An 11,969-nucleotide genomic window follows, 5' to 3' on the forward strand; every position below is an offset into this window, starting at 1 on the left:
AGCAGACTAGACAGGCGTAAATTTTCTTTACAGCGCGCCTTTATAATTTTTAATTTTATGAGCAACTCTGATCGATCATATTTAAAGAGTGCTTTTATTTCGCTTAATGCAGTGACAAATATTGCTTAATAAAAAGTAACGGCCAAAAATCAGAAGGCAAGAAAATAAAGAGAGCAGAATGAGGAAAGTGGAAAGTGGAAAGTGGAAAGTGGAAAGTGGAAAGTGGAAAGTGGAAAGTGGAAAGTGGAAAGTGGAAAGAAGGATAAAATCCGCTACCGGCATGGCCAGTAGCGGAAACATAAATTAAACCGCTTCAGGGCCGGTTTCGCCAGTTCGGATTCGGATAATCTCGTCCAAAGGTGAAATAAAGATTTTACCGTCACCGATTTTTCCGGTCTGCGCGGATTTGCTGATCGCCTCAACCGCCTGCTCAACCATTGCATCATCAAGCGCGAGTTCCAATTTTACTTTGGGTAGAAAGTCCACCACATACTCAGCACCACGATAAAGTTCGGTATGACCTTTCTGGCGACCAAAGCCTTTCACTTCAGTGACCGTCATACCCTGCACACCAACCTCGGAAAGGGCTGCTCGTACATCGTCCAATTTAAATGGTTTGATAACCGCTGTGATTAACTTCATACCGTATTCCTGTTTGGCTCGAATTGCTAAGGCGATTTTGGCTGTTTTATGAGGCAGCAACAATACACGGAAAAGCCTCAAAAATCATCCAAATAAATACCCTTTAGTAGCAAAGGCCCCGGATTCCGGGGCCTGCTTGAGGTGTTGCGTTCTTCGGCAAATGCTTATTTTGTGGTGAATTCCGGGTACGCATCCATACCACATTCTGCCAGATCAACACCATCGTATTCCTCTTCTTCGCTTACGCGTACTCCGAAGACTTTATCGATGATCAGCCACACGATCAGGCTCGCAATAAAGGTCCAGCCAAAGATTGTCGCTGCACCAATAAGCTGACCCGTAAAGCTGGAACCGCCATCTTCTGTCAGAGGATTCGTGATGGGCACTAACAGCAGACCCAGTAAGCCCACGACACCGTGAACAGAGATAGCACCAACAGGGTCATCAATTTTCAGTTTATCCAGAGTCAGGATACTGAATACCACGATCACCCCCCCAGCCATACCGAATAAGGTTGCCTGTAGAGGCGTTGGTGTAGAAGGCTCAGCGGTAATTGCAACCAAACCCGCCAAAGCACCATTCAAAGCCATGGTTAAATCCGCCTTACCGAACTTGAAGCGTGCAATCGCCAGAGCACCAATTAAACCGCCTGCAGCGGCCGCATTAGTATTCATAAAGACCACCGCGACACTGTTCGCACTTTCAACACTGGCTGTCGCGAGTACGGAACCACCGTTAAAGCCGAACCAGCCCAACCACAGAATAAAGGTACCCAGGGTAGCCAAGGGAAGATTACAACCCGGGATGGGAGTAATCACATCACCAGGGCCATACTTGCCTTTACGAGGGCCAAGAATCAACACACCGGCTAAGGCCGCTGCGGCGCCCGCCATGTGGACAATGCCCGAGCCAGCGAAATCTGAAAAGCCTAAATCGCCCAGATTATACAAACCGAATACATCTTTGCTGCCCCAGGTCCAGGAACCTTCCAACGGGTAAATAAAACCCGTCATGACCACAGCAAAGGCCAGGAATGCCCACAGCTTCATGCGCTCGGCAACAGCACCGGAAACAATCGACATGGCGGTTGCGACAAACACAACCTGAAAGAAAAAGTCCGCCGATGGAGCATAGCTCGCAGGCTCGGCGGCTCCGGCAACTCCGTCCCCCGTAATGCCGGACAACAGCCAATCGGCTGAACCATACATGATCGTATAGCCACAAATCATGTACATGGTGCAAGCGATTGCAAACAGTGCGACGTTTTTCGTCAAAATTTCTGTCGTATTTTTTGCGCGTACCAAACCCGCTTCAAGCATGGCAAAACCTGCCGCCATCCACATGACAAGGGCACCGCAAATTAAAAAATAAAAGGTATCGAGGGCGTAAGCCAACTCTGTTACTTGGGTTTCCATCAGTTTTCTCCAGACAAAAGAATCCTGTCACAGCTAAAAAGCTGCAAAAAAATTTGCTAGTTTGAATTTACTGCGAGATTAAATAGCGTCTTCGCCGGTTTCCCCGGTTCGGATTCTGATCACTTGCTCCAGGGAGCTTACAAAGATCTTACCGTCGCCGATTTTTCCGCTGTGTGCCGCTTTTGATATTGCCTCAACGACCACATCGACATCGCCATCCGCAACCGCCGCTTCGACTTTTGTTTTGGGCAAGAAATCCACCACATATTCCGCACCACGATAAAGTTCGGTGTGGCCTTTCTGCCGGCCATAACCTTTTACCTCGGTCACGGTAATACCATGTACGCCCGCTTCAGAAAGTGCTTCGCGTACAGCATCCAATTTGAATGGTTTGATGATTGCTGTTACTAACTTCATAATTCCCCCGAGTAGGAGCCGGTCATAGCCGGCTCCTTACTTTTCTGTGTTGCTTACAGTGATTTAGCAACGGTAAAAATAAACGAACCATCACAGAGGCTGTCATTGTCAAAACATTCAGCCTTGTTCAGGTCGGTATCGTAATAACCCAAACTGAAATCAACACCACCATAGGATTTGTTCAAGGTAATGTTGTAGTCTGCATAAGAATCCGCACCGCCAGTCAAGAAGGCGTTTTCGCCGGGGCGGGCATTGCGGGTGCTGCGATCCAGATCATTGAATCCGTAGTGAATGGCAATACTGAAATCTTCGGGAAGAGAAATTTCATAGTCGCCATACAGGTACAAGAATTTGCCCGACTCTAAATAGTAGTCATTGGAATAGTTCGCACCGAAGGTGAAATCCATAAAGGACACACTGCCATAAACTTCAGCGTAATCGTCTTCGTCAGGTGAACCCGGATAATCGTAGTAGAGATAACCCACATCGATAGATACATCTTCACTCAGATCGGTGCTGTAACCGATGTAGTAATCCAGCTCAAGACTGTTGGCGAAGTCCACATTGGAACCCCAGGTACCAACATAAAAACCGTTTTCAAAGTTCACATCGAAACCGCCCTGAATGGCCGGACTGGTATCGGTTTGGGAAATACCCCGAAATTTGTAATCGCTGGTTAGCGCAACATTGGCACTGATTTCGGCCGCGCTTGCGGTTACCGCTGCCATACTTAATGCCGCCATGGAAACGCAGCTAATCATTTTTTTCATAGTTCTCTCTCCAAGATTAAAAGTGCTTGTATGTTTTATCTGTTTTGGCACCGCTCTTAGCGCTTTCGAATGGCTCTCGCCAATCTGAAGCTATAGCTCATGGTGTTTACTCGGCAGGCAAGGCCCGTTTTTGTTCGGGAAACCAGTTGCTCGCCAATCTACTCATGTCTCTTTGCACAGAGCGGGCCAACTTTTAAAATTCGCCTGTCCTCCTCGGTATCGGCGCGTTATCAACTAAATGTGTGCATTTAAGCTCGCTGTTTTCGCACAGGGCTGGTGCAAATATTGTTCGCCGCCAATCTTTGCTCACAGTTGGTGCAAATCGCTGTGTGCCAAGAAGGTGCAAAAACAGGATTCATGTATCTTTGTGCTACATGATTTACACTAGCGCCTGTTTGAGTACCGAGAGATTCCATTAATATGTTGCAAGACTTCGCCCAAAAGCTCGCCAAAGACATCCATAGCGCCATGGAACAAGGCCCATCCGCACAGAGCCAGATACAGCAGATCATTACCTCCGCTGTTAAGCGCCTGAACCTCGTCGGGCGGGACGAGTTCGATGCCCAGAGCATTGTCTTGCAGCGCAGCCGGGAAAAAATTGATGCCCTGGAACAGCAAATCGAAGAGATGCAGGCCCAGCTGGAGCAATTACAATCCCGGCAAAACGACTAGACCGCCCTGATCAAGGAAGCGCGCTAATACGGCTTTTTGCCCGATACTGACTATTAATAGCGGCTGTTAGCCTGATCCCATTACCCCAAAGAAAATAAGCCCTTAGGGCAGCTCTCGAAAGCAAAGGCTTAAGAAGAGCTGCCCTTTTGGTTATTTGGGTCAAAAACGGGAAGAAAATCAGGGATACAGCCAATCATGTCATTAGCCGTTGTTTACAGCCGAGCCCGCCTGGGGATTGACGCGCCACTTGTCACCGTCGAAACCCACATCTCCGGTGGCCTGCCTAAATTAGCCATCGTCGGCCTTGCGGAAACCGCCGTAAAAGAAAGCAAAGACCGGGTACGCAGCGCCATTCTCAACAGCCACTTTGAATTTCCGGCCCGGCGCATAACCGTGAATCTGGCCCCGGCCGACCTCCCCAAGGACGGTGGTCGCTTTGACCTGGCGATCGCCCTCGGCATACTGGCGGCCTCTAAACAGATTCCCCAGGGCGAGCTGCGTAACTGCGAATTGCTGGGCGAACTGGCCCTGTCTGGCGAACTGCGGGCAGTCCCCGCCAGCTTGAGCGCCTCACTGGCCGCCAGCCAAAGCGGGCGAAAACTGATTGTGCCCAAAGCCAATGCCGCCGAAGCGGCCCTTAGCGCCAGTACCGAGGTGTTGGCGGCCGATAATCTCTTGCAGGTCTGTGCCCATCTAAACGGCAATCAGCCCTTAACTCCCCAGATTAGCGCTGGCCTTCAACCCCAAACCCGGGGTGCCACTCTCGATATGCAGGATGTCAGGGGCCAGAGTCAGGCCAAACGTGCTTTGGAAATCGCCGCAGCCGGCGGCCATAATCTGCTCTTTTTTGGAGAACCGGGCACAGGCAAAACCATGCTGGCCCAGCGACTCGCGGGCATACTGCCGGAACTGAGTGAACAGGAGGCCATCGAGGTCGCGGCCATCCATTCCATCCTCAAACCCTTTGATATCGACTTGTGGCGCCAGCGTCCCTTCCGCAACCCTCACCACTCAGCCTCCAGCACCGCACTGGTCGGCGGTGGCGCCAACCCCAAACCCGGAGAAATCAGCCTCGCCCATGCGGGCATACTGTTTCTGGATGAACTGCCCGAATTCCCCCGCTCCGTGCTGGAGGTTCTGCGCGAACCACTGGAAAGCGGCGAGATCTGCATATCCCGGGCGAGAGCCCAGGCTAACTTTCCGGCCAGATTCCAACTCATCTCCGCCATGAACCCCTGCCCCTGCGGTTATCACGGCAGCCGCCAGCGAGCTTGTCGCTGCAGCCCGGATCAGGTGCAACGCTACCGCCTGCGCCTGTCCGGCCCACTGCTGGATCGCATCGATTTGCATATCCCCATGCAAACGATCAGCAGCGAAGAACTACAAAAAGCCCCATTAGGTGACAGCAGCGACGCAATTCGCGAGCGCGTACTCAATGCCCAACAACGGCAACTCGCTCGCCAGAACAAGGTCAATGCCAAACTCAATAATCAGGAGCTGGAAGAAGTGCTGAACAAAGGGCTGCCTGCAAGCCAGGACAGCCTGCAACGCCTGGCAAAAGCCATGAGCCAACTGAAACTCTCAGCTCGGGCTTATCACCGCATTCTCAAACTGGCGCTGAGCATTGCCGATCTTGCGGATGCGGAATTGATTGACGCTCGGCACATCAACGAGGCGCTTAGCTATCGGGGACTGGATCGCGAGGCCGGCTAAATTCCCTCTGACAATTGCCCGGGCCGCCGCTACAATAGGCGGCCATAAAGCAAGACCATGATCGACCGTGTCCCATCTCATTCAACACCTGAATCCTCGCCAGAAAGAGGCGGTTTTATACATTGACGGCCCGACCCTCGTGCTCGCGGGCGCCGGCAGTGGCAAAACAAGTGTAATCACCCGAAAAATTGCCTATCTCATCGAAGAATGCGGCATGGCGGCGCGTAATATTGCCGCACTGACCTTTACCAATAAGGCGGCCCGGGAGATGAAGGAGCGGGTGAGCGGCTTGCTGGCCAAGGGGGCCGGTCGAGGCCTTACGGTATCGACCTTCCACAATCTGGGTTTGAACATCATCCGCCAGGAGTGCAAAACCCTGGGTTACAAACCCGGCTTTTCCATCTTTGATGCCGAGGATTCCCGCACCCTGCTGAAAGACCTGATGCTCAAAGAGGGCGATATCGACAGCGACCACCTCGATATGGTGCAAAACCAGATTTCCAACTGGAAGAACGATCTGGTGATTCCGGCCCACGCCAAGAGTAAAGCCCAGAATAAGGGCGAAGAGTTTATTGCCTATGTCTACGAGCGCTATACCCAGGCATTGAAAGCCTATAACGCGCTGGATTTTGATGATTTGATTCTGATCCCCGTACAGCTGTTTCACAATGAACCAGAAATTCTCAAACGCTGGCAGAAGAAGATTCGCTACCTGCTGGTGGATGAGTACCAGGACACCAACTCCAGCCAGTACCTGCTGGTGAAACAAATTGTAGGCGATCGGGGCAAGCTGACCGTGGTGGGCGATGACGACCAGTCAATCTACGCCTGGCGAGGCGCGCGTCCGGAAAACATGAGTATGTTGCGCCAGGATTATCCCAATCTGCACCTGATCAAGCTGGAGCAGAACTATCGCTCGACCCAGCGAATACTGAAAACCGCCAACTACCTGATTGCTCACAACCCCCATGAATTTGATAAGGCGCTGTGGAGTGACAAGTCCTATGGTGAGCCCATCCGCATTATTCGCTGTGGCAATGAAGAGCTGGAATGCGAGCGGGTAGCCAATGAGATCATCACCCAGAGACTGCAGCGACAAATTCATTTCAAGGATTTCGCCATCCTCTATCGGGGCAACCACCAGGCCCGGCTGATGGAGATCAAGCTGCAACAGCATCAAATTCCCTATGCCATGTCGGGGGGCACCTCCTTTTTCTCACGCACCGAGATCAAGGACATCATGGCCTACCTGAAACTGCTGGTGAACCCGGATGACGACAATGCCTTCCTGCGCATTGTGAATACGCCTCGGCGCCAGATTGGTACCAGCACCCTGGAAGCCTTGGGACGCTATGCGGGCGAACGCCATATCAGCCTGTTTGCCGCCGTGGACGAGATGGGCCTGGCGCGGGAAATTCCGAAACAAACTCTGGCAAGATTGCTGCGCTTTCGGGAGTGGGTACTGCATATTGGCCACCTCGCAGAAACCGGCAACCCCATCAACGCGCTGCGTGAGATGGTTACGGATATCGACTACGAAGGCTGGCTGGTGCAGAACGCCAGCAGCCCCAAAGTGGGCGAAAAGCGCATGGAAAACGTTTGGTATCTGATCGATTCGATTCGTAATCTTCTGGAACGCCAGCAAACCGAAGACGATCTGGACGAACGCGACATCGGACTCGAAGCGGCTCTCAACAAGCTGATTTTGCGGGATATGCTGGAGCGCAACGAAGAAGAAGAGGAAATGGACCAAGTGCAGATGATGACCCTGCACGCCTCTAAAGGCTTGGAGTTTCCCCATGTTTTTATGTTGGGATTCGAAGAAGACATCCTGCCACACCGCACCAGCATTGAAGAAGACAATGTCGAGGAGGAGCGCCGCCTTTGCTATGTGGGTATCACCCGCGCCCAGAAAACCCTTAGCATTACCATGGCGGCAAAGCGCAAACAGTACGGCGAGATTATCGACACCAGTAATTCCCGGTTTTTGGAAGAGTTGCCGGAAGAAGAAATCGAGACCGAAGGCTTTGGCGATCACTGTCCGGTGCGCAATGAACAAAAGGGCCGCATGACCCTGGATAGCCTGCTCGCCGACCTCTAATCCGCTACCCTTTTTTCTTTCCAAGGTACACGCAGAGTAAAAACCGATTGCCTATCGGTTTTTACTCTGCCAGAATGCCTCATCGGTCGTTATACATCGCTTTGTATACGGCCTTTTTATATAACGCTAAAAATCTTACGTGACAGCTCGATAACACCATGCAATTAGGCGAATTGGAAAAACAGGTACTGCACTATCTCTGGCAAGAAGCCCCAGCTTCGGCAAAAGATGTGTACAGCGTATTCAGCAAAAGCCGCGGTGGCTCGCTGAACACCATTCAAAGCACCCTGGACCGGCTCTTTAAAAAGGAACTGTTGAGTCGTGAGAAACAAGGCCATGCCTGGCTCTACTCGCCACGCATTGAGCGCCGCCAGCTAATTGCAAAAATTATTACTCAGGTGGCGGAGGAGCTGGCCGAGCATCAGGAGAATGGATTAATTGCGGCGTTTGCATCCATGTCCGAAGAACTCGATGCCGATCAGCTGGATGAATTGGAAGCTCTGATTCAAAAACGCCGACAGACTTTGAAGCCGTAATTCATAAAGGCAGCTTAACACAATCATGGTAACGACTTTGCTCAGTATCGCTCATCTGCTCGGTGTGTTTTTTCTCGCACTGATTGCCGCGGCCTTGCTGTTCAATACGTTGGCCAGTCTAATGCTGATTCCCCGCCTGAAAAAACACTTTCAGAGCTGTAAAGCCCAAGCACGTTTGCAATCTTTAACCGCCTTATCACTGGCGCCGTTGCTGGCTGCCAGCCTTTCACTGGTTGCCGTAGGTCTGCTGGCTGCGTTCCCCCAGTACGCTGACGACTACTTTCATTGGCATCATGTGCCCGAGCAGTTTAATTGGCACAGCGTCTCTGGCATTGTCGGCTTGATCGCTGCTGTCAGTTTTGTCCTCGTAAAAGCACATCAGTGGAAGCAAGCCCAGCAACAATTCCGCCGATGGCAGGGCAACCCCAATCAAGTGCAACAGGCCACTGCGTTTAGCTATGGCACAAGCGAGGAAAATATTTTTATCAGCCCCACCCTCGCCAAACAACTGAATGAAAAAGAACTCAATATTGTTGTTGCCCACGAACAGGCCCATTGCCACTATCGTGACCCAATCAAGTTGTATTTGGTTCGTTGTCTTTACACATTGTTTTTCTATCCGCTTCGCAAAACACTGTCCCGGCAATATTATTTGGCCATGGAAGAACGAGCAGATGTACAAACTGTAAGATCCGGCTTCAATCGCTTTGACATCGCCGGCACACTCGTCAAAGTGGCCCGATTGCAAAATCAAACTCAAGACTTCAAAGCTGCCTGTTCATTTTCTTCTTCATTTATTCCAGAGCGGGTCGATGCTCTCAGCGGAGAACAAAAAGACTCATCCGGGTCACCAACCGTTATGGTTGCGCTCATACTGACCTTGGTTCTGAGCCTGGTTTTTTCGATTGACAGCGTTCACCATCTGAGCGAAGCCATTCTTTTTTATTTTCTCTAGTTTATTATTGATATTGGAAAGCACACGTGAAAACAGATCATTCTTCTCTATGGCACAAAAAACCGATCAGCAATCGGTATTCCATGCGGCGTATCGTATGTTATTTTGCTGCGGCCGCCCTTTTTCTGTTTAGCAGCCTGACATTCGCTCACGGCGTGGATGAACAGACGCGACTCTTCCTTCAAAGTAATACCGGCGCCAACTTTATTCCGTTTATGTACATCGGCGCCAAGCATATGATCACCGGTTACGATCACCTGTTGTTTTTGTTTGGTGTTATTTTCTTTCTCTTTCGCACACGCGATGTACTGATCTATGTCAGCCTGTTCACCCTTGGACACAGTACCACCTTGCTGCTGGGCGTATTAATGGAAGTGCAGCTGAACGCTTATTTGATCGACGCCATCATTGCACTCTCTATTGTTTACAAAGGCTTTGACAATCTCGGTGGCTTTCGAAGAATCCTGGGACATAGTCCCAACAGCAAGTTGGTGGTATTTATTTTTGGGCTGTTCCATGGTTTTGGTTTGGCCACCAAGCTTCAGGAATTCCAGCTGCCAGAGGATGGACTCCTAACAAACTTGCTGGCTTTTAATGTGGGCGTGGAACTCGGCCAGTTTGCCGCCCTGGCAATCATCGTGATCGCGATTAGCGCCTGGCGTCGCCATGACAGCTTCATGCGCTTTGCAACGGTCAGCAATACCCTATTAATGAGTGCCGGCTTTTTGCTGATGGCTCTGCAACTAACCTCTTATTTTCAGTCTTAATTTAAGGATTCACCATGGAACAGAATTTATCCGGGCCAGCGCTCATCAAAGCCAGCATCATTGCTGTACTGCTCGCTGCTGTGGTTTTTATCACCATCGTCATGCCGGCCGAGTTTGGCCAAGACCCAACAGGCATTGGTAAAAAGCTGGGCCTGACCGCCATTGCAGAGGCCGAAGAAAAAACGGTTATTCAGTACGCCGACAGCAACGGGCAACTGCGCGAAGATACCATCGATGTCACCGTACCTGCCGGAGCGGGCATTGAGTACAAATTATTTATGGATCAATTCCAAAAAGTGGAATATGAATGGTTGAGTGCAGGTGATGCCATTTATTTTGATCTGCATGGCGAACCAGAAGGTGACACCACCGGCTACTTTGAAAGCTATGCCATTGCAACACTGCCGGAAATGAAAGGCAGTTTTACCGCGCCGTTTACCGGAACCCACGGCTGGTACTGGAAAAACACCAGCACCGAAGACGTTGAAATTTTACTGCAACTCAAAGGGCAATATCGCCTGGCGAAAGCACTTCCAAACCAAGAGGATACACCATGAAAAAATATCTGAGCCTTGTTCTATTCATTGTTATCAGTTGCAATAGCCAATGGCTGGCTGCCCATGCGGACCACGGCTTTATTAACGCTGGTCAAGCAAAATCCATCGCACTGAGCATGACTAAAAAATTGAGCATTAAAGATTTAGGCTACAGCGTTGGAAAATTGGACAGCAGCTGGAAAAAAATAAAATCCAGTGACCTTACCGTGTTACCAAGTGATTCCGGCAAACACCAGGTTCGCGTAAATAATGCTGAAACCCAACAAGCAATTATCGTCAGCATTTCAGCCAATGGCGATGTGCTGAGTGTAAAACCTCAGCAAGAAAAATAACATTTCCAAAAAGCAAAAAGGCCTCTTTATTCAGAGGCCTTTTTTATTTCTGCAATAAAAAAAGTAACGCCGTCGACTTACATTTTTCAAACGTTACTTTTTAAATGGTTTAAATTGGTGGCCCTGAGCCCCACGGCTTTAGAGATAAAAAGCAAACAACCTAGAATCTATAAAGATAGCGCAACTGTTGGCTTGGGGTGTCCCCTGCTCGGCCTTGAGTCACCGTGCGCTGTTTGGCTTTCTTGTTCTCTTTTTCACCTCTGTGGAGCCCAAGGTCTGGAAACAAGCATACGCACTTATCGATGGCTTTGCATTGTTTTGAACGACAAATGGCGAGGATTTAGCAATCGTTTTGGCCTAAGAATTTTCGTATTAATAAGAAGATCGAATCAGTTTACACGTCGCCTAATCTTTACACTTAATATGAATAATAGTTTCTGCAGCTAAGCGATTGTTAAACATAAAAAAAGCCGCTACATAGCGGCTTTTTTTAGTTTCGCTTAGGGAACTTTTTGCGTCCCCAAGGAACCATCACCTGGCTTGAATCAGCGCTTACTTACTGTTTTCAAGCATGTGGTCAACGGCGGCTTTCAGCTCGTCATCAGAGCAATCCATGCACATGCCCTTCGGAGGCATCACACCGTTCAAACCATTGATCGCGCTCGCGTACAGTACATCCATACCCTTGCTCACTCGTGGCGCCCAAGCCGCGGCATCACCCAGCTTTGGAGCACCGGAAGCGCCCGTTGCGTGACATGCCATGCAACTGGTGTTGTACACATCAACACCGGAGCGAGGACCGGAAGCAACCGGGGCAGCTGGCGCAGCAGCGCAGTCCTCACCGGACATGCAAACGTCGCCGATTGGCGCGATGCGTGCTTTAACAGAATCATCCGCAGCGTATACCGCAGCAGATACAACAGCGGCAGCGGCCGCCATGGAAAACAGGCTAATTACTTTTTTCGCGTGACTCACGGTTTTGTCCTCTTTGGTTGCTCCGGCTCTTACCGGGCAGCTCGATTGTGCTCTTTAGCTATCAGGCGTGCACAACCCATTGGCTACTGCTTGTACAGATGCTCATGACGACATCAT

Annotated in this window: 13 protein-coding genes; 8 read left to right on the plus strand and 5 right to left on the minus strand. The window is 50.3% G+C overall.

The window, feature by feature from the left end; translation table 11 throughout:
• Positions 1-303: 303 nt before the first annotated feature.
• From G8768_RS01230 to G8768_RS01245, 4 genes are all read right to left on the minus strand, one after another.
• The gene (locus tag G8768_RS01230) at positions 304-642 is read right to left on the minus strand and encodes a P-II family nitrogen regulator (protein WP_166852649.1); all 339 of its coding nucleotides are present in this window, start codon (positions 640-642) and stop codon (positions 304-306) included.
• Between the two features lie 164 nt (positions 643-806).
• Positions 807-2,057 carry an ammonium transporter gene (locus G8768_RS01235; protein ID WP_166852646.1) on the minus strand — a complete coding sequence of 417 codons (1,251 nt, stop codon included), beginning with the start codon at positions 2,055-2,057 and terminating at the stop codon, positions 807-809.
• A gap of 78 nt (positions 2,058-2,135) precedes the next feature.
• A complete protein-coding gene (locus G8768_RS01240; protein ID WP_166852643.1) occupies positions 2,136-2,474 on the minus strand; it encodes a P-II family nitrogen regulator in 339 nt (112 codons plus the stop codon).
• Between the two features lie 53 nt (positions 2,475-2,527).
• The gene (locus G8768_RS01245) at positions 2,528-3,244 is read right to left on the minus strand and encodes a TorF family putative porin (RefSeq protein WP_166852640.1); all 717 of its coding nucleotides are present in this window, start codon (positions 3,242-3,244) and stop codon (positions 2,528-2,530) included.
• Between the two features lie 420 nt (positions 3,245-3,664).
• Here G8768_RS01245 and G8768_RS01250 point away from each other — a divergent pair, with 420 nt between their 5' ends.
• The 8 genes from G8768_RS01250 (at position 3,665) to G8768_RS01285 (ending at position 10,877) form a co-directional block, all read left to right on the plus strand.
• On the plus strand, positions 3,665-3,916 hold the full coding sequence (locus tag G8768_RS01250) for an accessory factor UbiK family protein (protein ID WP_166852637.1): 252 nt from the start codon (positions 3,665-3,667) through the stop codon (positions 3,914-3,916).
• Between the two features lie 195 nt (positions 3,917-4,111).
• Positions 4,112-5,629, plus strand: coding sequence for a YifB family Mg chelatase-like AAA ATPase (locus G8768_RS01255; RefSeq protein WP_166852633.1), 1,518 nt, complete (start codon positions 4,112-4,114; stop codon positions 5,627-5,629).
• A gap of 79 nt (positions 5,630-5,708) precedes the next feature.
• Positions 5,709-7,730 carry a DNA helicase Rep gene (gene rep, locus G8768_RS01260; protein WP_166853482.1) on the plus strand — a complete coding sequence of 674 codons (2,022 nt, stop codon included), beginning with the start codon at positions 5,709-5,711 and terminating at the stop codon, positions 7,728-7,730.
• Between the two features lie 158 nt (positions 7,731-7,888).
• Entirely contained in the window at positions 7,889-8,266 is a 378-nt protein-coding gene (locus G8768_RS01265) for a BlaI/MecI/CopY family transcriptional regulator (protein WP_166852630.1), read from the plus strand.
• A gap of 25 nt (positions 8,267-8,291) precedes the next feature.
• Positions 8,292-9,221 carry a M56 family metallopeptidase gene (locus G8768_RS01270; RefSeq protein ID WP_166852627.1) on the plus strand — a complete coding sequence of 310 codons (930 nt, stop codon included), beginning with the start codon at positions 8,292-8,294 and terminating at the stop codon, positions 9,219-9,221.
• A gap of 26 nt (positions 9,222-9,247) precedes the next feature.
• On the plus strand, positions 9,248-9,988 hold the full coding sequence (locus tag G8768_RS01275; RefSeq protein ID WP_425328653.1) for a HupE/UreJ family protein: 741 nt from the start codon (positions 9,248-9,250) through the stop codon (positions 9,986-9,988).
• Between the two features lie 14 nt (positions 9,989-10,002).
• Positions 10,003-10,545 carry a hypothetical protein gene (locus G8768_RS01280; protein ID WP_166852624.1) on the plus strand — a complete coding sequence of 181 codons (543 nt, stop codon included), beginning with the start codon at positions 10,003-10,005 and terminating at the stop codon, positions 10,543-10,545.
• Positions 10,542-10,877, plus strand: a complete 336-nt coding sequence (locus G8768_RS01285) for a DUF6488 family protein (RefSeq protein ID WP_166852621.1) — start codon at positions 10,542-10,544, stop codon at positions 10,875-10,877. The genes G8768_RS01280 and G8768_RS01285 overlap by 4 nt, the downstream gene beginning before the upstream one ends.
• 552 nt (positions 10,878-11,429) lie before the next feature.
• Here the strand turns inward: G8768_RS01285 and G8768_RS01290 are convergent.
• Positions 11,430-11,816 carry a c-type cytochrome gene (locus G8768_RS01290; protein WP_166853478.1) on the minus strand — a complete coding sequence of 129 codons (387 nt, stop codon included), beginning with the start codon at positions 11,814-11,816 and terminating at the stop codon, positions 11,430-11,432.
• Between the last annotated feature and the right edge of the window lie 153 nt (positions 11,817-11,969).

This window comes from Pseudoteredinibacter isoporae, assembly GCF_011602085.1.
GTDB lineage: Bacteria > Pseudomonadota > Gammaproteobacteria > Pseudomonadales > Cellvibrionaceae > Pseudoteredinibacter > Pseudoteredinibacter isoporae.